The 23318-nt window shown below is 60.3% G+C and carries 13 protein-coding genes and 4 pseudogenes; 13 read left to right on the top strand and 4 right to left on the bottom strand.

Annotated features, from left to right (window positions below):
* Positions 1-202: 202 nt before the first annotated feature.
* Positions 203-488, bottom strand: a pseudogene (locus ASE85_RS24010) (transposase); the annotation flags it as partial.
* Positions 454-1371, bottom strand: coding sequence for an MFS transporter (locus ASE85_RS15555; protein ID WP_235523568.1), 918 nt, complete (start codon positions 1369-1371; stop codon positions 454-456). The gene ASE85_RS15555 and the pseudogene ASE85_RS24010, both read right to left, overlap by 35 nt.
* A gap of 436 nt (positions 1372-1807) precedes the next feature.
* Between ASE85_RS15555 and ASE85_RS15560 the strand changes: the two genes are divergently transcribed.
* The 4 genes and pseudogenes from ASE85_RS15560 to ASE85_RS22580 form a co-directional block, all read left to right on the top strand.
* Positions 1808-2728, top strand: a complete 921-nt coding sequence (locus ASE85_RS15560) for an AraC family transcriptional regulator (protein WP_056690302.1) — start codon at positions 1808-1810, stop codon at positions 2726-2728.
* 95 nt (positions 2729-2823) lie between these two features.
* Complete coding sequence (locus ASE85_RS15565; protein ID WP_082462858.1) at positions 2824-5412, top strand: TonB-dependent receptor; 2589 nt, start codon at positions 2824-2826, stop codon at positions 5410-5412.
* Positions 5412-6494 carry an NAD(P)-dependent alcohol dehydrogenase gene (locus tag ASE85_RS15570; RefSeq protein WP_082462859.1) on the top strand — a complete coding sequence of 361 codons (1083 nt, stop codon included), beginning with the start codon at positions 5412-5414 and terminating at the stop codon, positions 6492-6494. Before ASE85_RS15565 ends, ASE85_RS15570 begins: the two co-directional genes overlap by 1 nt.
* Before the next feature lie 254 nt (positions 6495-6748).
* Positions 6749-7524: pseudogene (locus ASE85_RS22580) on the top strand (hypothetical protein); the annotation flags it as partial.
* Between the two features lie 178 nt (positions 7525-7702).
* Here the strand turns inward: ASE85_RS22580 and ASE85_RS24020 are convergent.
* Positions 7703-8170, bottom strand: a pseudogene (locus tag ASE85_RS24020) (IS630 family transposase); the annotation flags it as partial.
* Between the two features lie 105 nt (positions 8171-8275).
* Positions 8276-8665, bottom strand: a complete 390-nt coding sequence (locus ASE85_RS24025; RefSeq protein WP_056690315.1) for a transposase — start codon at positions 8663-8665, stop codon at positions 8276-8278.
* Positions 8666-8982: 317 nt separating this feature from the next.
* Here ASE85_RS24025 and ASE85_RS24465 point away from each other — a divergent pair.
* From ASE85_RS24465 to ASE85_RS15630, 9 genes and pseudogenes are all read left to right on the top strand, one after another.
* Positions 8983-9097: pseudogene (locus ASE85_RS24465) on the top strand (IS630 family transposase); the annotation flags it as partial.
* A gap of 589 nt (positions 9098-9686) precedes the next feature.
* Positions 9687-12689, top strand: a complete 3003-nt coding sequence (locus tag ASE85_RS15595) for a TonB-dependent receptor (protein WP_056690317.1) — start codon at positions 9687-9689, stop codon at positions 12687-12689.
* Positions 12690-12749: 60 nt separating this feature from the next.
* A complete protein-coding gene (locus ASE85_RS15600) occupies positions 12750-14303 on the top strand; it encodes a tryptophan halogenase family protein (protein ID WP_056690319.1) in 1554 nt (517 codons plus the stop codon).
* Positions 14300-15832 carry a tryptophan halogenase family protein gene (locus ASE85_RS15605; protein ID WP_056690322.1) on the top strand — a complete coding sequence of 511 codons (1533 nt, stop codon included), beginning with the start codon at positions 14300-14302 and terminating at the stop codon, positions 15830-15832. Before ASE85_RS15600 ends, ASE85_RS15605 begins: the two co-directional genes overlap by 4 nt.
* A 34-nt stretch (positions 15833-15866) precedes the next feature.
* Positions 15867-17489, top strand: a complete 1623-nt coding sequence (locus tag ASE85_RS15610) for a GH39 family glycosyl hydrolase (RefSeq protein ID WP_235523566.1) — start codon at positions 15867-15869, stop codon at positions 17487-17489.
* A gap of 30 nt (positions 17490-17519) precedes the next feature.
* A complete protein-coding gene (locus ASE85_RS15615) occupies positions 17520-19145 on the top strand; it encodes a family 43 glycosylhydrolase (RefSeq protein WP_056690325.1) in 1626 nt (541 codons plus the stop codon).
* 11 nt (positions 19146-19156) lie between these two features.
* The gene (locus ASE85_RS15620) at positions 19157-21418 is read left to right on the top strand and encodes a WD40/YVTN/BNR-like repeat-containing protein (protein WP_056690337.1); all 2262 of its coding nucleotides are present in this window, start codon (positions 19157-19159) and stop codon (positions 21416-21418) included.
* Complete coding sequence (locus ASE85_RS15625; protein WP_056690328.1) at positions 21415-23061, top strand: DUF5597 domain-containing protein; 1647 nt, start codon at positions 21415-21417, stop codon at positions 23059-23061. The genes ASE85_RS15620 and ASE85_RS15625 overlap by 4 nt, the downstream gene beginning before the upstream one ends.
* Before the next feature lie 41 nt (positions 23062-23102).
* The coding region (locus ASE85_RS15630) for a hypothetical protein (RefSeq protein WP_235523567.1) at positions 23103-23318 on the top strand (216 nt) is incomplete at its 3' end.

Below are 23318 nucleotides of genomic sequence, written 5' to 3' on the forward strand. Positions count from 1 at the left end.
CGACAGACCATCGAACATCGGCGCTTGCCGACAGACCATCGAACATCGGCGCTTGCAGCACCGCAAGTTTGCCGCCTAACATCAACCCCCAGACGAAGCCCGCACTCCGCTAATTTACCCCGCGAGTCGCGCCAAATGTTCTGACGACGGACAGCCCCGACGTGAGTCAGCACCAATGCGCGTTGGTATAAGATGGTTGCAAGCTGTCGATCATGACATATTCGACGTCGCGCGTATCGGCCATGGCATGGAAGAACCTCTCCCATATGCCGTTGCGACACCAGCGGCAAAAGCGCGCATGAACCGCTGTCCATTTGCCGGGAACCTCCCGCAGATCAGGCGAATGCACCGCATCGCCAGCCATCCACAGGGTCGCATCCACAAATAGACGGTTGTCCGACGCCGCTCCGACCAGGCGTCCCTGCCCGTCGAGGAAAATGACCCTTGATAAGATCACATTTCCGGCATCGGTCGACCGTCCCGATCAAGATGGCCTGATGCGCCAAGTTGCAGCGGATAAATGACGTACCAGCCAAAGCTGAAAAGCGCGGTAGCAGCGACGACAGTGACTAAGCTGTCTCCAAAGGCATAAAGTTGCACAGCCGCCACCAATATCGAAGCCGCAACGATAATCGGCGGTATGCGACCGAAGCGGACACCAATCACGCCCGGCATGAAGGACGCGCCAAAAGCCACAAGTTTTGAAACGCTCAGCACCAGCGCGATCTGCGTCGGGTTCAGGCCAATCTTCTGACCTAGCAGCGCCAGGAACGTCCACAATGTGCCCATGCCTGTGAAGAAGCAGAGGATGGAAATGAGCATGGCACCGCTGCGCAACCAGTGCATCCTATCATTTCCGGCTGTCGCCAGATACTCCTTCGTCGCGCTGAAATTCCGCAACTTGGCGATGACCAACAAAAGCGCCAGGATATTGAAAAGCAACAATACACCATAAGCAGCGGCGAACCCAAACGCTCCGATGATCGGCGGAATCGTATAGATGCATATGATCGCCATCATAGTTTGCAGAGCCAGGAACAGGCCGGAGCTGCGTTCGGCGTTTTGTGTTTTCGACAGCGCCGCCGTTGCTTGCGACACGGCGACCCCGCCAGCGGCGCCACCGATCCCGCGCAGGATCAGAAAAAGGGTCCAACCCGACTGAAACAGACATAGAAGGTCACACAGGATCATTACGACGAAAGCCGCCATACCGATACTGCGAAACTGACGTCGGGGCAGCAACATACTCAGTAAACAACCGCCAGACAGACTGGCAAGCTGAATAGTCGAAAAGATGCCAATGTCCCGTTCGCTCGCGCCCAAAAGGTTGACGAGCGCGACAGCTATCACCGGCATTGCCAGGAAAGTCATCACGGCCAGCGGTGCCGAGCATTATCAATGCGAAAAGCTCTTTTTTCCCCGATCAGGATATCGTCTGCGCCGGGAAAGCTGCTCTTCACCTTTTACACTCTTCAATGACCAATATTTGAGCATATGCACGAACCGGATGGAGGAAACTGGTCAAGCATCACGCCATGGCCAGTCCAATCAATGTATTCGCCTTCGGAAGATAAGCCCGCGCCCTTGGGAAGGGTTATAGCCTATCCTTGTCTTGACAAGGATATGTGGGCACCGGCTTCGACCGTTTTGCAATATGCCATGGCCGCTGGTTTTCAGAATATATCCTTGATATGCAGTTAGAGTGTGGCTGGCACTGTATAGCAGGCAGCAACAGGGGGGAGGGGATGATTATGGGCAAGGGTTGCAAAGTTAATTCGCCGAAGCATCCCGTCGTTGGCGGGCAGCTATGTCAGTGATCGAACATTTTTCGACCCGCCTGGTACCGGCACCGCGTCGCCATATCGTCTGGCAGAAGATCGTGGCGGACGCTTTCCCTGGCATGACGACCCATGCACCGGAAGGGATTCGCGCTGAGCTTGCGCACCTGTCTTTGGGGCCGATAGGTCTTGCGCGGGCCTTGAGCGATCGCGCGCAGGTCAGCCGGATCGGGACCGAAGAGGGCGGCCCGCATCTGTTGCTGCATCTGCTTCGTCGCGGCACGATGGTGATGCGCCATGGCGACCATCAGGTCACGGCCGGACCAGGCGACATCGTCATCGCGGATGATCGGCGCGCCTATGCGTTCGATATATCTCGATCCAATGATTGCATGATCTTGCAGTTTCCGTTGGCGCTGCTGACCTATGGCATGCCGCTGCGGGACTGGCATGGCCAATGGCTGCCGTCGCATGATCCACAGATCGGATTGCTTTTCCATCTGCTGCAAGGCCTGTGGATGCAGCGCGAGAAGTTCGACGAACTGGATGCGGATACCGGCGCGCTGTTGGTCGATGCCGCGCGCATGGCATGTCGCCGGGCGGTGCGGCTGGACGCTCCAGCCTCCCACCTGTCTTCACCGGTCGATTTCGCGCTGGCCCATCTGGATCATCCGGAACTGAACACCGCTTTGATCAGCACCGCGCTCAACCTTTCGGAGCGCGCGGTACAGAAAAGCTTTTTCCGTAATGTCGGCCAGACGCCCACCGCCTTCATCATGACGAAGCGGCTTGAACGCGCGTCCGCCATGTTGGCGGCCGGTGATGGTCGCACCATTACCGACATTGCGTTCGAGGTGGGTTATAATGATTCCGCTTTCTTCACCCGTTGCTTCCGCCGTCGCTATGGCGCGTCGCCCAGCCAATGGCGCCATCGTTCGCTCCTGTCCTGATTGCAGGTTCGCCACCGTCCAAGACCGATGCCCTCGTCCGCCCTATGGTTGCCTACAAATCCGCCGGCACAGGCGGACGAATGGAGGAGAGGGTGATGAAAAAGTCAACGATCGCATATCTGCTGGCGTCCGGCGCCTGGGCAGCCACTGCCGCGCACGCGCAGGAGGCGCCGCCGCCGCCGCAAAGCGGAGGCATCGCGGAGATCGTCGTGACGGCGCAGAAGCGCGCGGAAAATGTGCAGGACGTGCCGATCGCGATTTCTGCCTTCACGTCGGAAGCGCTTCAGGAAAGGGCGGTGGGTAGCGTATCCCAATTGTCGGCGATCGCACCCAACGTCAATCTGGACGCAGGCACGCCATTTTCGGGATCGACCGCCGTCCTGGCCGCCTATATTCGCGGTATCGGGTCGGACGATTTTGCCTTCAACATTGATCCTGGCGTGGGAATCTACCTCGATGGCGTCTACCTGGCCCGCACCGTGGGCGCGAACCAGGATCTGCTGGACGTCGCGCGAGTCGAGATATTGAAAGGGCCGCAGGGGACTTTGTTTGGCCGCAACACGATCGGCGGCGCCATCTCGATCGTCACCGCCGATCCGGGCAAGGAATTCACGGCCAAGGGCGACGTGACGCTGGGCAGCTACAAGCTGTTCCAGGCGCGCGGGTCGGTCACCGTGCCGATCACCGATGGCCTGAGTTCCGCTCTCACCTTCGGCATCAAGTCGCGCGACGGCTTCCTCAAGCGTCTGCCCTATCCCGACCAGCGCGCCAACAATGCGCCGCCTTTCTCCGCGTTTTCCGCCGCTGGTTATGACAGTGCCAGCAAGGAAGGCGAGAATGACAATTGGAACCTGCGCGGCAAGCTGCGCTGGGACAATGGCGGCGCGGTCCGGGCGACCTTCTCCGGCGATTATAGCAAGGACAAGGGCACGTCGGCCAACAAGCTGATCGGCACGGCCGAGTTCGTCCCCGGCAATTTCGCGGGCACGACCAACCTGCCCGGCACCGCGTTCGACCCGACCGGCACCACCGGATTTCTGTTCGCGGGCCTCTATAATTTCTGCATCGGCAGCACCGGTGCGCAGATCGCCGCGCGCAATGCGCAGGCGCTGTGCGGCGTGACGGGCACCCAGTTCAACCCGCAATTCCAGTTGCCCAGCGTTGCCAGCGCCAATGTCGACGCCAATCCGGCCAATGATCGCCTGCCCTGGGACGGGCGCTACCTGATCGCGAACAAGGACCGCAGTTATGCCAGCGGCAACAGCTATTCCAATCTGGAAAGCTGGGGGCTGAGTGGCATTGTCGATTTCGATCTGGCGGACAATGTGGCGCTGAAATCCATCACCGCCTATCGCGAACTGCACTGGAACGCCGGGCTGGATGCCGACGGGTCGCCGCTCAATTTCCTGCAACTCAGCTTCACCATGAACCAGTGGCAGTTCAGCCAGGAATTCCAGCTGCTCGGCAATGCGTTCGAGGAAAAGCTGCGCTATGTGCTGGGCGCCTATTATTTCAAGGAAGCGGGCGACCTGCATGACTATGTGACCTTTGGCGAAGGTCTGGTGCAGGTCGATGGTCCCAACCAGCTTGGCACCAAAAACTACGCCTTCTTCGGCCAGGTCGACTATCGGCCGATCGACCTGATCGGCATCACCATCGGCGGGCGCTACACCAATGAACGCAAGCGGTTCGAGGGCGGGCAGCAGGAGCTGAACGGGTTCAACTACAAGCTGTTCGGCTGCGCGGACGCCAATGGCAATATCAGCCCGAACGGGCCGTTCCCGCTGGCCCCGATCCCCTGCCAGGCGGGGTTGGGCTATCCCGATCCGGCCAATCCGGTGCGGGTCTATACGCCGGGCGTCAACCGCAAGAAGTTCAGCGACTTCTCGCCCAAGGTCGGCGTTCAGGTCCACCCGTCCGACGATGTCATGCTCTATGGCAGCTGGTCGAAGGGCTACAAGACCGGCGGCTGGACCACGCGCCTGACCAACCCGCAGGGCAATGTCGCACCGGACTTCAACGAGGAGAAGGCGACGACCTGGGAAGCGGGGATCAAGTCCACGCTGCTCGACCGCCATCTGCAACTCAACGCCGCGGTATTCTCGACCAAATATCGTGATATCCAGCTCAATATCCAGGTCGGCACGTCGCCCACCATCGCCAATGCGGGCGATGCGCGTATTCGCGGTTTCGAGTTGGAAATGGTCGCGGCGCCCGTCGATGGCCTGACCATCAATGGCGCGGTCGGCTATATCGACGCCCAATATACATCAGTGTCGGCGGGGGCGGCCGCCGTGGGCGGGGCCAATTCATTCCAGGCCGGAACACTGGTCGGCGAAGATTTGCCCAAGACGCCCAAATGGAAGGTCAATCTCAGCCCGCGTTACGAGGCGAAACTGGGCAATGGCGGATCGGTCGTGATGCTGGCCGACTGGACCTACACATCCAGTGCGTGGAACGACACGCAGCGCACGCTCCTGCTCAAGCGGGTGTCCACCGATATCGTCAATGCTTCGATCAGCTATCGCGAGCCGGACGGCCACTGGTCGCTGACGGCAGGCGGCACCAACCTGACCGACAAACGCTTCCTGACATCGGGCGGGTCGAACATTGCGGCGGGCGCGATTTTTGGCACCTATAACCGGCCGCGCGAATGGTATCTGCGCTTCGGATTCGACTTCTGATGGCGGGGCGGATCGCGATCGACGCAGCGGTGGTAGAAAAACCCGGTGCGCCATTCCAGATCGAGCGGCTGGAGATCGATCCGCCCGGTCCGGGTCAGGTTCTGGTGCGCATCCGCGCCTGCGGCATCTGCCATACCGACATGGTCATGCGGGACGGCGACTTGCCCATCCCTTTCCCCGTAGTGCTGGGGCATGAAGGGGCCGGCATCGTCGAGGCGGTGGGCCAGGACGTGGTCCATGTGGCGCCGGGTGATAGCGTGCTGCTCAGCTTCCACAGTTGCGGCGTTTGCCCCGCCTGTCATGCGCATCAGCCGGGTTACTGCACGGATTTCGTTTCGCGCAATTTCCTGGGCGTGAGTCAGCCCGGCGAAGGTGGCCTATGGCGCGGGAACGATCCGGTCGGCGGCAATATCTTCGGCCAGTCTGCTTTCGCGACCCACGCGCTGGCGCATCGCGACAATGTCGTGAAGGTAGACGCCGATCTGCCGCTGGCGCTGTTGGCGCCGTTGGGATGCGGCATACAGACAGGCGCCGGAACGGTGCTGGAAACGCTCAAGGTTGCGCCTGGCGAAAGTATCGCGATCCTGGGCGCGGGCGCGGTCGGACTGTCGGCAGTGATGGCGGCCGTCATCGCGGGTGCGGGGCGGATCGCTGTCCTTGATCGCCATCTGCACCGGCTGGATTTGGCACGGCAACTGGGTGCCACCGACACGGCGGATGAGACGGCATATTTGGTTGGACCGTTTGACCATATCGTCGATACGACGGGCGTTCTGGCTCTGCTGGAGCCAGCGGTGGCCTTGTTGGCGCGACGGGGAACGCTAGCTTTAGTCGCTGCCTATCCGCCGGGTACCGCAGGGTTGGATGCATCTGCAATCATGAGCATGGGGCGGCGGATCGTTGGCGTTATTGAAGGAGGCATCGATCCTCAACAGTTCATACCACGCCTGATCGATTACTACCGACAAGGGAGATTGCCGATAGAGAAGATCTTGGGAGTTTATGATTTTGTCGATATTGACCAGGCATTTACGGACTCGCAGAACGGCTCCACGATTAAGGCGGTAATTTCTTTTTCTTAGGCTCAGGACTCATTGATCCCAACCATTATGGCCGTCAGAACTGAATGTCCACGTGGCCTGTCTGTCTGGTTTCGACCGATCATTGGGCCATGGTAAGTAGCGCTATCGCCGATCACGCTTGGCGCTTTGCTGCTCTTGTTGCTGAGGTTTCGTGATGGTGCAGATACATCCTCATGCCCGAACCACGCTCGCTGTGCGGGCAGACATTGCCCGCTCCACCGAACCGTTGCTGCTCTTGTTGCTGAGGTTTCGTGATGGTGCAGATACATCCTCATGCCCGAACCACGCTCGCTGTGCGGGCAGACATTGCCCGCTCCACCGAACCTGCCAGTGTCGTGGCGAAGCGCTATGGCATCAGCGACGAGACCGTCCGCAAGTGGCGGAGACGCGGAGAACAGGCGGTCCAGGATCGATCAAGCCGACCCAGGCGCCTTGCCTGGCGGACGAACGAGGAGGAGCGCGCCATCATCGCGCAAGTGGCGGAGACGCGGAGAACAGGCGGTCCAGGATCGATCAAGCCGACCCAGGCGCCTTGCCTGGCGGACGAACGAGGAGGAGCGCGCCATCATCYGCGCCGTGCGCAGAGCAACAGGGTTTCCGCTGGACGATCTCGCTTTCCTACTCCGGCACTTTCTGCCGCATCTCAACCGCGATAGCATTTATCGTGTCCTGAAGGCCGAAGGCCTCAATCGACGACTACCCAAGCCGACGGTGCAGCCCTGCAAGGGCAAGGGGCACTTCCACGACTATGATCTCGCTTTTGTCCACATCGACTTTAAACATCTGCCCAAGTTGCGTACCACGGACGGCGAGATCTGTAAGCGCTTCCTCTATGTCGCAATCGATCGCTGCTCACGCTTTGTCCACCTCGACGTCTACGACGCCGAGAACGCCGCCAATGCGGTTGCCTTCCTCAAGGCCGTTCCCCTTCCGCATCACCCATGCGGACACAGGCTGTCCCGGATCGAGAGCAGACGGTCGATCGTGCCCTCCACACCCACCCGATAGGCCAGCGCACGCGGCGTTTCCGNCACCGCCGATGATTTTGAACGCGCCTGCCACCGCCGATGATTTTGAACGCGCCTGCGCGAAAATCAAGGTCAGCCATCGCACGACCCGGCCCTATACGCCCCAGACGAACGGCATGGTCGAGCGCTTCAATGGCCGCATCGCCAGCGAGGTGCTCGGCATCAATGTTGCCGGCCACGCAGGCCGCTGACGGTTCTTTCTTCCGCCTTTCGCAGCATGGCTTTGAGTTTGGAAAAGGCTTTCTCGATCGGATTGAAGTCCAGGCTGTATGGCGGCGGGAACCGCAATGTCGCGCCTGCGGCTTCAATCAGGTCGCGCACTGAAGCATGCTTGTGGCTCGACAAATTGTCCATGATCACCACATCACCGGGCTTCAAATCGGGGACGAGGACCTGGGTGACATAGGCTTCGAACCAGTCGCCGTTGATCGGGCCATCGAGCACCATCGGCGCGACCATGCCGGTCATGCGCAATCTGGCCACCAGCGTGGTGGTTTTGCGGTGACCGTGCGGAAAGCCCATGCGCAGGCGGTCGCCTCTGGCGCAGCGGCCATGGCTGCAGGTCATGTTGGTGGCGGTCCAGGTCTCGTCGATGAACACGAGACGTTCCGGGTCCAGATCAATCTGACCATCGAACCAGTCGTGCCGCTGCTTCAGGACGGGTCATGTTGGTGGCGGTCCAGGTCTCGTCGATGAACACGAGACGTTCCGGGTCCAGATCAATCTGACCATCGAACCAGTCGTGCCGCTGCTTCAGGACGTCGGGCCGGTCCTGCTCGATGGCATGAGCAGTCCCTTCGACAAGCTCAGGAGAGCTTTTTTGCGCGTCATGCCACGGCGCACGAAGAAGCGGTGAAGACCGACGACAGAGACGGCCAGGCCAATCTCGGCCAGCCCCGCGCGCAACTCTTCAAGCGTGATATCTTTACGCGCTTCCCAGATGGACAAAATGTCGGCTGCCCGCTCTTCAACCCTGCGTGAGCGCATATCGCCCCCGTGAGGCTTGGGGGCAACGTTGCCGATCAACCGGCGTTGCCCGGACCACCGGATCGCCGTTGATGGCGCAATACCAAACCGAACCGCTGCCGCCCGACAACTCAGGCCCTGGTCAAGCGCCGCCAAAACGCGAACACGCAAACCCATCGAAAGAACCGTCCATGCCAGTTCCTTCACCGGCACGAGGGATGAAGCAGAAAATCAGTCAGTTGGGAATCTTCGCCCGATTCATAGCGGTCGATAAACGCTCTAGAGCAATCATGAGGCATTTTCAGCCAGACCTACCTGCAAACGGGGGCGGAAATTTGGCCGCCAGGCGTGGCCCCGTGGCTCGGTCATCAGACGGTCAGGGCGAGGTTCGCGACGAAGGAGCGACGAATAGCCGCGCTTCGGAAACCGATACTTCGGCGAAGATGGCTTGTGCGCGCGTTCGCGCAAAACGCGGGGCACAATGGCGATCCACGATCCCGCATGGCCACTGGAAAACGACGACATTTGGGGAAGCCGGTATGACCGCCCCCATGGTCCTGGATGGGCCTATGGGGGGCAAATGGTTCGTAGCCTATGTCTAGAGCAGCCGATCCGATTGCATCGGATCGGCTGCTCTAAGTTTTGGTTCGCCGCGTTCTCCGAATCAGCAGCTGATTTCAACTGCTTGGAAAACGCTCTAGCATATCCTTGGGTCGAAGCTGATGGCAGGGTGGTGTTGTGATCCTCGACAATTTCCCTTCACACAAGAGCGCTGCTGCTGGTGAAGCCATTGAGGCGGCAGGTGCTTAGATGCGTTTCCTTCCGCCCAATTCACTCCACTTCAATCCAATCGAAATGGTCTTTTCCAAACTCAAGGCTATCCTGCGTAAGGCCGCCGCTCAAACCATTGCAAACCTGTAAGATGCGATCCGTGACGCCCCACCGCGCACCACTGGAATGGCATGCGCCAACTACTTCTCCGCCGTTGGATATGAACCGAAGTGATCATATCCGAATATTGTGAACTTTCACATACAAGATGAACTAACATAGGCCACCCATATGTTAGCGTTATCACAAATAGAATTTAATCCGTAGGAGTTCTATATTCAAAAATGACCTTGGCAGCGTTGTCAAACAGGGCTATGGGAGCGCTACCGTGAAAGATGTATGAATTAACGCGGCAATGGGAGGGGATATGAAAAGTGGGATCAGTGCGTCCAATCGCAACTGGATTTTCAAGGGCTTGGGCGTTTCCAGCCTGGCAATAGCGGTCGTCACTTGTACGTCGCCGGCCTGGGCCGAAGGGCAAGCGACGCCGCAGGAATCGAGCGCATCCGACGCTGCTACAGATCAAGATATTGTCGTCACCGGGCGCCGCGCTGCCTTGCAGCAAGCCGAAGAGCGGAAACGGCGCAGCGAAACCATCATCGACTCCATTGTTGCCGATGATGCGGGAAAGCTGCCTGACAATTCGATCACCGAAGTCCTGCAACGTGTTTCGGGCGTGACTATTGTTCGCTTCGCTGCTCTCAACGATCCTGACCATTATTCAGTCGAAGGCGCGGGCATCCAGATCCGTGGCCTGACCGGCGTCGCGTCACGCCTGAACGGGCGCGAGATTTTTAGCGCCAACAACGGTCGGTCGCTCCAGTTTGCGGACGTCACGCCTGAATTGATGGCTGCGGTTGACGTGTATAAAGCTTCTACGGCCGATCTGGTCGAAGGGGGAACCGGCGGGCAAATCGACCTGCGGACCAAGGTGCCCTTCGATTATGATGGCAAGTGGCATGTGGCTGCGACCGGTGAGGCCAGCATGGGCGATCTCGCCCGCAAGGCTGATCCATCCGGCTCGATCCTTGTTACCAAAAAATGGTCGACTCCAATCGGTGAGATCGGCTTCCTGGGCGATCTCGCGTACAGCCGCCTCAGTTCCAATTCGCATTTCTTCCGCGTGGAACCTTATTTCAAGACTCGTATCAACGATAGCGATTACTATATTCCGGGCGGATACACGTTCGGCGAAGAGCAGTTCCAGCGCAAGAGGACCGGGATCTATGGTGCGGTGCAGTGGGCACCGTCTGACTCTCTGACGTTCACCGGAACCTTCTTCCAGTCCCGCTACAAGAACAAATCTGGGGATTGGGGTGCGTTCGTGTCCTCCCAGTCTCTCAGCGTAGACCCGTCGGTCAGCAAGTTTGACGAGAACAATATGCTGGTATCGACCCCGCAGTTGTTCACGCGCGATCCGAACAGCTTCGCGCCCAGTGGCAATCTCAACAGCGGCGGCAACAAGGGGGCCTATGCCAGCAACTCCCGCACCCGCGACTATTCGTTGAGCTTCAACTGGTCCCCCGATGACAGCCCATTGTCGATCAAGGGCGCGATACAGCGCGTGGACTCGTCGCAAATCTATACCCGCCTGGACGTCTTCCGCGATGTCGCCTTCCCCGGCGGCTTCGGCTTCGACCTGAGTGGCGACCTGCCGGTGGTGTCCTTGCCGGCCGGATCGCAGGCCAGCCTGTCCAACCCGGCCAATTATTTCTGGACGGCATCTATGCCGCACGACGAGGACAATAAGGGGCGGCTCGATTCAGCCAATCTCGATCTGGAATATAAGTTCGAGGACAGCTTCTTCCGTTCGGTCAAGTTTGGCGGTCGCTTCGCCAAGCGCACGGAACGCGATCTGAATAACGGGTTTAACTGGGCGGCACTTGGCCGTGGCTGGAACGGCGATCCACAACTGACTTATGCCAACGCGGCACCGGGCGACGTTGAACTACATGCGTTCAAGAATTTCTTCCATGGTTCGGCTGCCCTTCCGGCAAACCTCATGTTCCCGACAGACGAACTGGTCCGCCGGTTCAATCGCGGCGAACTGACGGCGTCGCCGCCAGCCGGCTTCTGCACCGGTCGCGAATTCGATTGCTCGGCCTCCGGCCCCCTGGCCCAGACGGGCTATGGCGGCGGTTCGGGTATCCGCCAGCCCGGCTTCATTCTACCGGGAGATCGCGTCGACAACGAGACCAAGACGACCGCCGGCTACGCCCTGGTGCGGTTCGGCGAAGACCAGAGCCGCAGCATATCGGGCAATGTCGGCGTCCGGGTCGTCCGTATCGAAAATGAGGGCAGCGGCTTCATCCAACAGAATGCCGCAACATTCATCCGCAACGGCGAACGGCTTTCGCTGGGGCAGCAGTTCATCGCCCGTAGCGGCAAAGCGTCCTTCACCCGGGCGCTACCCTCGATCAATATCGACTATTCGCCAACGTCCGATACCAAATTGCGCTTCGGCTATAATATCACGCTCGATCTGCCGACCTTCCAGGCTCTGCGGGCTTCGGGTTCGGTAGGCGCGGCGACGACGACTGATCCGACCGCCCCGCCGGGCAGCGACCCGGTTCTGACCAACTTCACGGCGGATACCGGCAATCCGCTGTTGAAGCCGACCATGTCGAACAATTTCGATCTGTCGTTCGAATATTATCCGCGTGCCGGCACATCCTTCCACTTCGCACCATTTTACAAGCGTCTGACCAACCTGCCTATCTTCTCGCTCACGGAGCGGCAGGTGACGGTGGTCTTCACCAACGGGCAGAGCGAAACGGTCAATGCCGCCGCGTCCGACTATGTGAACTCCAGCAAGGCAGCGACGGTCAAGGGGTTCGAGATTGGCGGACGCATGTTCTTCGACATGCTGCCGGGTTGGTTGAGCGGCTTCGGCTTCGAGGGCAACTACACTTTCATCAACAGCAAGAATCCCGGCGATTTCTATCGTGATATCAATGGCGGCATCCGTAACGATGCGCCGCTGGTCGGTTTGTCGAAGCATAATTTCAATGCAACGCTGCTCTATGAACGAAAGGCCATCTCCGCGCGGGTCGCTTACTCCTGGCGTTCGAAATATCTGCAATCGACGAACAGCAACGGTACCAATCCGACCTATAATTATTACAGCGCGCCGGGTGTCAGTACGCCGATCCAGATCGCGTTGCCGATCTACGGCGACACCTATGGTCAGTTGGAGGCCGGTATTCGGTTCAAGGTCACCGAAAACTTCTCCTTCGGTGTGCAGGGGACCAACCTGACCAATTCGACCCAGCGAACCCTGATGGGTGGCTATCCAGGTGGTCAATTGAAGGGGCGTAGCTGGTTCCAGACCGACCGCCGGATCAGCACGGGTATCAACCTGGCGTTTTGATCGGCATGATGCGATTGCCGGGTCGTCCGGCAATCGCATTATACAGAGGGATTGCAGGCGATGCGCAAGACCATCCTCATCGTGGGCGGCGGAACCGCCGGTTGGCTGACTGCGGGCTATCTGGCTCGACGTCTGGGTGCCGATCTACCAGGCGGTGTCGAGATCTGTTTGGTTGAGTCCGCTGAGATCGGCATATTGGGCGTAGGGGAAGGTACTTTCCCCACCATTCGTCGGACCCTCGCCACGATCGGCATCGACGAGGCCGAGATGGTTCGGCGATGTGGTGCCAGTTTCAAGCAGGGCGCCAAATTCGTCCATTGGCGGCATGCCCCCGGACAGGCCGGGCCGGATCATTATTCCCACCCATTTCAGGTCGCGGAATCGCCAAATGGCATGGAACTCTTGCCCTATTGGTTGCTTGGAGCGGGCGGCGACAGCAACTGGGACGACGTGTGCGGCCCGCAGAAAATGGCCATGGACGCCTGCCGCGCGCCCAAGCTGCCCAGCCATCCCGATTATGTTGCTCCTCTCAACTACGCCTACCATTTCGATGCAGTCACGCTGGCGGCGATGCTGCGGGACAAGGCGGTGGAGAATGGGGTCGATCACAAGGTCGATCAGGTCACGGATGTCTTTGTCGGCGAAGACGGCGCGATTGATGGCGTGCGCACCGCCAGGCACGGGATATTGCACGCCGACCTTTATATCGACTGCACGGGTTTCCGGGCCGAGTTGATCGGCAAGGCGCTGGGTATGCCCTATCGCTCATGCCGTGACGTGCTGTTCTGCGACAGCGCCATGGCCATGCAGGTGCCCTATGACAGCCCGGTCGATCCGATCGCGTCCTGCACCATATCGACAGCACAGGATGCCGGATGGATATGGGACATCGGCCTCGAAAAGCGCAGGGGGATCGGCCATGTCTTTTCCTCCGCCCATATGGACGATACGGCCGCCGAAGACAGGCTGCGCGCCTATGTCGGCCCGGCGTCGGAGCGGCTTGAATGTCGCAAATTCCGGTTCGAAGCTGGCTATCGCGAAACCAACTGGCATAAAAACTGTGTCGCCATCGGGCTGTCGAGCGGCTTCTTCGAGCCGCTTGAGGCCACAGGCATCGTCTTTTCCGAGATAGCGGCCGGGATGGTCGCCAACCTCTTTCCCTGGGGTGGTGACTATGAAACGTCCGCCCGCCAGTATAATCTGAACATGCGCAAGCGCTACGAGCGAACGCTCGATTTCATCAAGCTGCATTATTGCCTGTCGGAACGGCGCGATACGCCCTTCTGGATCGAAAATGTCGATCCGGCATCCGTGCCTGACAGCCTTCTTGAACTGCTCGACCGGTGGCGGTTCCGGCCTCCCACGGAGATGGATATCGATCTTCAGGTCGACATATTCTCCGAAATGAGCTGGCAATATGTCCTCTATGGCATGGGGTGGAAGACCGACCTGTCCGCCAAGGCCGGCGTCTACCGCTATCGCGAAGAAGCCATACAGGCCTTTGCCAATGTGCGCCGTCAGGCCGACTTTGCGATCGCCAACCTGCCGTCGAACCGCGACCTGATCAGCCAGGCGCACCGGGGCCATTTCGGCGAAAGGTCCGCAGCGGCATGAGCGGCGAACCGCTGCCGCCGGTCAAGCGCGTCGTCATCGTCGGCGGAGGAACGGCGGGCTGGATGACAGCCGCTGCCCTGTCGCGCCTGACGGATGCTGGCGTTGCCGTGACGCTGATCGAATCCGAGGAAATCGGGACGGTGGGCGTGGGCGAAGCGACCATACCATCCCTCCTTGACTTCAACCGTTATCTGGGCATCGACGAGGACGCCTTCATGGCGGCGACCGGCGCGACCTTCAAGCTGGGCATCGAATTTGTCGACTGGGCCGACCGTGGCGATCGCTATCTTCATCCGTTCGGCATTCATGGGCGCGATGTCCATGGCGTGAAATTCCATCAGATCTGGTTGCGCCAGTCACGCCTGGCTGGCCGCATGGGACAGGTCGGCAATGTATCGGACTATTGCCTTGCCAACCAGGCGGCGGCTAGCGGCCGTTTCACCCGCCCGGTACCCGACCCGGCCGCCGTGCTCTCCTCCTTTTCCTACGCCTTTCATTTCGATGCCTCGCTCTATGCCCGATTCCTGCGCGGACTAGCCGAGGAAGCGGGCGTCCAAAGGATCGAGGGGAAAATCGTCCATGTCGATATCGCATCGGACGATGGCTGCATCCGCGCGGTGGAACTGGCGGACGGCCGCCGGGCCGAAGGGGAACTGTTCATAGATTGCAGCGGCTTTCGCTCGCTGTTGCTAGGCGACGCCCTTGGCGTGCCATTTACGAGCTGGCAGCATTGGTTGCCTTGCGACCGGGCGGTTGCAGTGCCCTCGGCATCGACGAGCGCCCCCCTGCCCTACACGCGCGCTACCGCCGACAGCGCTGGCTGGCGCTGGCGCATCCCGCTCCAGCATCGGGTCGGCAACGGCCATGTCTATGCCAGCGCCTTTATCGACGACGATGAAGCGACCGCCAAGATATTGGACAATCTCGACGCGCCGCCGCTCGATGCGCCACGCCCGCTGCGTTTCACTGCCGGAGTGCGCGAACGCCTTTGGGAACGCAACTGCATTGCCATCGGCCTCGCGGGCGGTTTTCTGGAACCTCTGGAATCGACCAGCATCCACCTCATCCAGTCGGGCATCACGCGATTGATGAGCCTGTTTCCCGACACCGGCCCCGCCATTGCCGAGCGTAAGGAATATAACCGTCTGCTGCGCCAGGAATATGAGCAGGTTCGCGACTTCGTCATCCTTCATTATCACAGGACGAACCGGACCGATTCCGACTTCTGGAATTATTGCCGGACCATGGCCATTCCCACTACGCTGGAGGACAAGATCGCGTTGTGGCGCGCAAAGGGTCGAATTATCCGGGATCAGGGCGGCCTTTTCTCGGATGATAGCTGGATCGCCGTGCTGATGGGACAGGGTCTGATCCCGCAATCCCACGATCCGCTGGCCGACGCCCTGCCGATCGAGGAAGCGGGCCGTTTTCTCGATCATCTACGCGACGTCATCGCCCGGACGGCGGCTGCGATGCCGCGCCATATCGACTTCATCGCCAGCCATTGCCGCAGCGATTTGGCCGCATGACCAGATTTGCCTTCCCCCTTGCCAAGGTAGCTTGATGATCGGATCCAAAAGTCCCGCATTGCGATTGCCTGCCGGCGTCATGGCTGGCCTTCTCGCCATGGCTGCCGCCCAGCCGCTTTTGGCCCGCCCTCTGCCTTCCACCTCGTCCGCGACGACGCAGCCGAGGCGGATCGATGTCGATCTACAGCAGGCCGGCGCACCGATGGACAAGGCATTCGACCTTTCGGTCGGATCGGATTTTGCAGGCACATTGAGCCGAGCCGACAGCCTGGCCCAACTGGGCACGGCCGTGGACGAACTTGGCTTTCGTTACGTCCGCTTTCATGCGCCATTCCATGATGCGTTGAAAACGGTACAGGTCCAGAATGGTCGGATCGTTTATGACTGGACCGGCCTGGATCGGCTGTTCGACGCACTGCTGGCGCGGCGGATCAAGCCTTTTGTCGAACTGGGCTTCACGCCCGAAGCGATGGCCACGTCGAAGCAGACAATCTTCTACTGGAAAGGCAACACATCGCATCCCGAGCCGAAGGCTTGGGCTGCGCTTGTCGATGCCTTCGTTCGGCATATGCAGGACCGCTTCGGCGCCGAGGAAGTGCGCAGCTGGTATTTCGAGGTATGGAACGAGCCCAATCTCGATGGTTTTTGGGAAAAGGCCGACCAGCATGCCTATTTCGATCTGTATGAATCAAGCGCCCGCACCATAAAGGCGATCGACCCGGCACTGCGGGTGGGCGGACCGGCAACCGCAGGTGCCGCATGGGTGCCGGAGTTCCTGGAACGTGCAGCGCAGCGCAGGATACCGGTCGATTTCGTGACGACCCATACCTACGGCGTCGATGGCGGATTTCTTGATGAAAAGGGGGAGGACGACAACAAGCTGTCCACCAATCCAGATTCGATCGTCGCGGATGTCCGCAAGGTCCGCGCGCAGATCGACTCTTCCGCTTTTCCCGGATTGCCGCTGTTCTTCACCGAATGGAGCAGCAGCTATAATCCCCGCGACCCGGTGCATGATTCCTACATCAGCGCCAGCTACATATTGAGCAAGCTGCGCGGAACCCGTGGCCTTGCGCAAGGCATGAGCTACTGGACCTATAGCGACCTGTTCGAAGAGGCCGGGCCGCCCCCCACCCCGTTCCATGGTGGCTTTGGCCTGATGAACCGGGAGGGCATCCGCAAGGCAGCGTGGTTTGCCTACAAATTTCTCCACGCGCTCGACGGCAAGGAAATCCCGCTTGACGATGCACAGGCCCTGGCAACGACCCGGGAAGGACGGACCGCCGTTCTGGCCTGGAACTGGCGTCAGCCCCGGCAGGATATCAGCAATCGCCCGTTCTTCACAAAACCGTTGCCAGCCACGGCGGACATGCCGATCGCACTTCGCATTACCGGCCTGTCGCCAGGCACCTATCGCCTCAGGTTGTACCGGACAGGATATAAGGCGAATGACGCCCATAGCCGCTATCTGGAGATGGGCTCGCCGGCTTCGTTAGACGCGACACAGCTTCAGGAATTGCAGGTGCTCACCCGTGATGTGCCCGCAGTTCGGAACATTCGCATCGGCAAGGACGGGCGCTACGACCTGACGCTGCCGATGCAAAGCAATGATGTGGTGCTCGCAACGATCGAACCTGTGTCCAATCCGCAGCGATGAACCCTTCCTGTCCCATTCCGTGAGACCGTCATGACATCATCCCGCCGACATTTTCTGACCTTCGCCACGTTATCCGCGGGGGCTGCCCTGTCGCCTGCCATGTCGGCGCGCTCCACTGGTACCGATGCCAAGCCAATGCCCTATGCGGAAGGTTTTGAGGGACAGCGCAGGGGCGATCTTGGCGATGGACGGTTCGTCAACCCGATATTGGCCGGCGACCGACCCGATCCCACCATTCTCAAGGATGGCGACGACTATTATGCCGCCTTCTCCTCATTTCTCTATTATCCTGGGGTACCGATCTGGCACTCGCGCGATCTGGTGAACTGGACACCCGTCACAGCCGCTCTGAAGACGCCCATCGGCACAATCTGGGCGCTCGACATCGCCAAACATGGCGATCGTTATTTCATCTATATTCCTGTGCTGGCGCCGGAGGGCGATGCACGGCCGCTGCGCACCTATGTCATCCATGCGCCGGCGATGAGCGGGCCTTGGAGCGAGCCGATCGATATGCATATCGATGACATGATCGATCCGGGGCACGCCGTGGGGGAAGACGGCAAGCGCTACCTCTTCTTCAACGGCGGCAATCGGGTGAAGCTGCGCGATGACGGGCTGGCTGCCGACGGTAAGGTTGAACATGTCTATGACGGCTGGCCCATCCCTGCCGACTATGTGATCGAAGGCTTCGCGCTCGAAGGCCCCAAAGTCCTGCATCGCGACGGATATTATTATCTCATCGCGGCGCAAGGCGGCACCGCAGGCCCCCCGACCAGCCATATGGTGGTCGCTGCCCGGTCCCGCTCGATCAACGGGCCTTGGGAAAATTGTCCTTATAATCCTGTTGTTCGTACCGCCTCGCGCAACGAACCCTGGTGGTCGCGCGGCCACGCGACCGCGGTCGAAGGACCGGATGGTCGATGGTGGCTCACCTATCATGGCTATGAAAACGGCTTTCGGACCCTGGGTCGGCAGATGTTGCTGGAACCTATGGAATGGACGACAGATGGCTGGCCGCGTGCCCTGGGCGGCGCGCTCGACCAACCGTTTCTCAAGCCCGTCGCCCAGGGCGGACCGCATGGTCAGCCTCTTTCCGGCCTGTCGCTTGATGCCATCGGCAATCGTCTGACCTTCTTCGCGCCAAGGAACGACTATCTGGAACGCGCCCGCATGGAAGGAAGCCGTCTGTCGCTGACTGCGCAGGGTACCAGCCCCGCTGATGCCTCGCCGCTTCTGTTCGTCGCAGGCGATCGCGCCTATGAAATCGAGGTCGATGTCGAGATCGACGCAGGGACGCAGGCGGGGCTGATCCTTTTCTATAATGAGAAGCTGTTCTGCGGTCTGGGCTTGGGGGAGGAGCGCCTTCATGCCTACCGCATCGGCCAGGCCGAGCGTTGGCCAGCAGGCGCGGCCGTCTCCGCAAGTCGCGTGCGGTTGCGCCTGGTGAACGACGAGAATGTCGTGACCTTCTATTATGCTCTTGCTGGAGAGCCATGGCGCAAAGAACGTTCGGTCGAGGTCGCCGGCTATAATCATAACGTCGCGGATGGTTTCCTGAGCTTGCGGCCGGGCCTTTACGCCGCGGGAACGGGCGCTGCCAGATTCGACAATCTCGTCTATCGCGCCCGGCGGCGGGTCGGCGACGTGGCATGAAATCCCGAACCATGCCCATATTCGATAGCGCTGTCGGTCGATTTTGCATCATTGCGTCCATCGCAGTGGGACTGTCGCCCGCATTCATGGCCAGCGCGCACGATGTGGCCGGTCAGAAACCGATAGTCCCTTATGCCTGGCATAGCGTCAAAGTCGGCGGCGGCGGATTCGCACCCGGCGTCGTGTTCAGCCCGGTCGAGCGAAATCTCGTCTACCTGCGTACGGATATGGGGGGGGCCTATCGCTGGGATGCACAGGTCGCCCAGTGGGTGCCATTGCAGGACGGCGAATCCGTGTCCAGCTACATGGGCATCGAAAGCATCGCTCCCGATCCGGTCGACGCGAACATCGTCTATATGGCGGCCGGCATGAATGCGCAGGGGGCGGCGGCGATCTTCCGTTCCGCCGATCGCGGCATCCATTGGCAAAGAACGAATGTGCCCTTCGCCATGGGAGGTAATGAAGATGGGCGCGGTTTGGGCGAACGACTGGCGGTCGATCCGCACGCCCATGACCGCCTCTTCTTCGGGTCGCGTCATGACGGCCTGTGGCACAGCGAAGATGCCGGTGCGACCTGGCGGAAAGTCGAGAGCTTTCCGCTCAAGGGTTTGGGGCATCCCTCGGTCGCACGGACAACCCATGGCGGCTTGTCGTTCGTCTTGTTCGACCCTGCGCGCAAAGGACAGCTCTACGTCGGCAGCGCCGACTCTGGCGGGCAGCACATGTTCCGTTCCCGCGACAACGGCGTCACATGGGAACATATGCCCGGCGGACCGGAAGCAAATCTTCTGCCGGTCAAGGCGGTCATCGGCCGCGATGGTGTTATGACCATCAGCTATTGCGATGCCATTGGTCCCAACGGTATCAAGGCCGGGGCGGTATGGCGCTTCGACACACAGTCGAACAGTTGGACCGACGTGACCCCGCTCAAAGGCAGCAAGGTCGTCCCTGGCGGCTATATGGGCGTCGCCGTATCCGTACGCGATCCGCGCGTGATCGCCGTCAGCACGGTCAATCGCTACAAGCCTGGCGACACTGTCTGGCGGTCGGAAGACGGCGGACGCACCTGGAATGATCTATCGCCGCGCAGCACCCGCGACGTCAGTGAAACGCCGTTTTTGGACTTCGATAAGAAAGCGAATTTCGGCCATTGGATCGCAGGCCTTGCGATCGATCCCTTCGACCCGCATCACGCAGCCTATGTTACCGGCGCTACACTGTACGCGACACAGGAATTTGCAACTGCCGGCACGATGAAGTGGAAGCCCTGGACGCAAGGGATCGAGCAGACCGCCGTCATTACGCTCATCAGCCCGACCGGTGGCGCACCGCTCATTTCCGGTTTCGGCGATCTGGGCGGATTTCGGCATGACGACCTCACCGTTTCGCCGGCGCATATCCATCGCAACCCGATGCTGACAAACACCAATTCGCTCGATTATGCGGGACTTGCCCCCCAGGTGGTCGTGCGCAGCGGTAATACCCACGCCCCCGTCGTGCCCGATACATCTCTTGCCTGGTCGCAAGATGGGGGACGAAGCTGGACCCCGCTTTACATTTCCACGGATGCCGCTGTCGACACCACCGTTCCGCCCCCGGAACGGACCGGCAGCGCGGCCATCACCGTGTCCGCCGACGGTGGTACGTTTGTGGTGGAAACCGACATGCCACGGCTGACGCGGGATCGCGGGCGCAGTTGGATCATGATCGAAGGCTTGCCGTCGCGCGTGCGCGTGACAGCGGACAAGGTCGACGCCCGCCGTTTCTACGCCATCGATTTTGCAGCCAACCGGATCCTGCGCAGCGATGACGGCGGCACATCATTCCATCGGCTCGACAGCATCGGATTGCCCGCGGACCTCTCCCTGGCGCGTGCACAAGGACGCGAAGCCGCCAATCCGCTGGTTGCCGTACCTGATTATGCGGGCATGCTGTGGCTGTTGGTAGAGCCAGACCTGTTCCGTTCGCGCGACGCCGGCGAGCATTGGGAAAAAGCCACGCAAAACATCGCCATCCAGCGCTTCGGGACCGGCAAGGGTGCGCCCGGCAGTCCGTGGCCCACCCTTTACGCTATCGCTATGGCGGATGGACAGCGGGGCGTGTTCCGATCGATCGATGGCGGCGCCGTATGGCAGCGCATCAACGACGACGCGCATCAGTGGGGGCTGCGCCTGCGGATGATCAGCGGCGATCCCCGGCGTTTTGGACGCACATATCTGGCGACGGATGGCCGTGGCATCCTGGTTGGCGATCCACAAGGGGGCATGCAATGAAGATTCATCACTCCCGTCGCACGGCGCTTGCAGCAACCGTACTGCTCACCTTGTCGGGCATGGGGTCGAGCATGGGGTCGGGCATAGCCGCTGACACTCCGCTGCCCCGGATCGTATCGCGCGATGGTCGGCATGCATTGATGGTGGATGGCGCGCCCTTCCTGATGATGGGCGCGCAGGTGAACAATTCCAGCGCCTGGCCTTCGGCGCTGCCCGCTGTGTGGCCGGCGATGGACGCATTGCACGTCAACACGGTGGAGGTTCCCATCGCCTGGGAACAGATCGAACCGGTTGAAGGACAGTTCGATTTCTCCTTTCTCGACCTGCTGCTCGATCAGGCGCGCGCGCATGATGTTCGCCTTGTGCTGGCGTGGTTCGGTACCTGGAAGAATACCAGTCCGCAATATGCACCCGCCTGGGTGAAGCTCGACAATAGACGTTTCCCCCGGATGGTGAAGCCTGACGGGACGTTGCACTATGCCCTGTCGCCGCACGCCGACACCACCCTGGCGGCCGACAGAAAGGCGTTCGTCGCCCTTGTCGATCATCTCAAGCGAGTCGATGCGCAAAACAGCGTGATCATGATCCAGGTCGAAAATGAACCGGGATCCTATGGCCTTGCCCGCGACCATTCAACCAAGGCCAAAGCGCTGTTCGATGGCCCCGTGCCCGCCGCCTTGCTCAAACAGACGGGCAAGGCGGCGGGGACTTGGGCTCAGGCTTTCGGGCGCGACGCGGATCTCTATTTTCACGCCTGGCATGTCGCGCGATACGTCGATGCGGTGGCTACAGCGGGCAAGGCCGTAAAATCCATCCCCATGTATGCCAATGCAGCGCTGACCGGCGATCCCTTCACCTATCAGGAGCCGTCCACCTATGCCAGCGGCGGCCCCGCCAATACGGTGATTTCGGTTTGGAAGGCCGCTGCCCCCCATCTCGATGCGCTGGCGCCCGATCTCTACAATCCCGATCACAAGGCCTATCTGGGCTTTCTGAATCTTTATGATCGCGCCGACAATCCGCTGCTGATCGTCGAAACCGGTCATGCGCGTGAATATGCCCGTTATTTCTATGAAGCCGTCGGCCGTGGCGCGATCGGATGGGCACCCTTCGGTTTCGACCATCTGCGCTTTTTGCCATCCTTGCCGGTCACGCCAAAACTGGGCGATACGGAAATCGCGCCATTTGCGGCAAATTTCGCGCTCTTCCGACCGATTGACCGGCTGTGGGCCAAACTCGCATGGCAAGGAAAAACCTGGGGCTGCGCCGAACCGAACGACCCGGCGGACAAACATCAACAGGTCATGCAAATCGGCAAATATGTCGCGACGGCCAGCTTTGGCCGACCGGATTTCGGTAACGCACCGCCCAAAGGCAATGAATATCCTTCGGGCGGGGTGGCGATTGCCGAACTTGGTCCCGACGAATTCCTGGTCACCGGATTTCGGGCACGCATCGATTTCGCGCCTCAGGGTGACGACGCCAATCTGATTTTCGATCGTGTCGAACAAGGCCATTATGACGAAGCGGGCCGCTGGATATTCGAACGTATCTGGAATGGCGATCAGGTCGACTGGGGCCTGAACTTCACAGCAGCGCCGCAAATGCTGCGCGTGAAGATCGCCTCCTATCCGAAGCGATGACCAATCGAAAAGAAAGCGGAATTCGAGGGAGATTGAAGATAATGCCTTTTTGCCTGCACAAACCGAACCTGATGAACCGCAGCGCGCTGGCGTTATGCTTTGGCCTCGGCGCCATCGCCGCCCCCGCATTTGCGGAACCGATGGCGTTGCTGGATCGTCATGGGAGCCGTGTGGCGGTGGAGCCTTATGCGGCGAACATCGTGCGGGTGACGATCGCGCTTGATCCGGTGCTGGCGTCGGCGGCGCCGGGTGAAGGG

Source organism: Sphingobium sp. Leaf26, assembly GCF_001421665.1.
GTDB lineage: Bacteria > Pseudomonadota > Alphaproteobacteria > Sphingomonadales > Sphingomonadaceae > Sphingobium.

Excerpts from the sequence above, each read along its gene's own strand:
- ASE85_RS15625 (WP_056690328.1), top strand. The coding sequence starts at position 21,415 with ATGAAGATTCATCACTCCCGTCGCACGGCGCTTGCAGCAACCGTACTG.
- ASE85_RS15620 (WP_056690337.1), top strand. The coding sequence starts at position 19,157 with ATGCCCATATTCGATAGCGCTGTCGGTCGATTTTGCATCATTGCGTCC.
- ASE85_RS15600 (WP_056690319.1), top strand. The coding sequence starts at position 12,750 with ATGCGCAAGACCATCCTCATCGTGGGCGGCGGAACCGCCGGTTGGCTG.
- ASE85_RS15615 (WP_056690325.1), top strand. The coding sequence starts at position 17,520 with ATGACATCATCCCGCCGACATTTTCTGACCTTCGCCACGTTATCCGCG.
- ASE85_RS15560 (WP_056690302.1), top strand. The coding sequence starts at position 1,808 with ATGTCAGTGATCGAACATTTTTCGACCCGCCTGGTACCGGCACCGCGT.
- ASE85_RS15605 (WP_056690322.1), top strand. The coding sequence starts at position 14,300 with ATGAGCGGCGAACCGCTGCCGCCGGTCAAGCGCGTCGTCATCGTCGGC.
- ASE85_RS15555 (WP_235523568.1), bottom strand. The coding sequence starts at position 1,371 with ATGACTTTCCTGGCAATGCCGGTGATAGCTGTCGCGCTCGTCAACCTT.
- ASE85_RS24025 (WP_056690315.1), bottom strand. The coding sequence starts at position 8,665 with ATGGGTTTGCGTGTTCGCGTTTTGGCGGCGCTTGACCAGGGCCTGAGT.
- ASE85_RS15610 (WP_235523566.1), top strand. The coding sequence starts at position 15,867 with ATGATCGGATCCAAAAGTCCCGCATTGCGATTGCCTGCCGGCGTCATG.
- ASE85_RS15595 (WP_056690317.1), top strand. The coding sequence starts at position 9,687 with ATGAAAAGTGGGATCAGTGCGTCCAATCGCAACTGGATTTTCAAGGGC.
- ASE85_RS15570 (WP_082462859.1), top strand. The coding sequence starts at position 5,412 with ATGGCGGGGCGGATCGCGATCGACGCAGCGGTGGTAGAAAAACCCGGT.
- ASE85_RS15565 (WP_082462858.1), top strand. The coding sequence starts at position 2,824 with ATGAAAAAGTCAACGATCGCATATCTGCTGGCGTCCGGCGCCTGGGCA.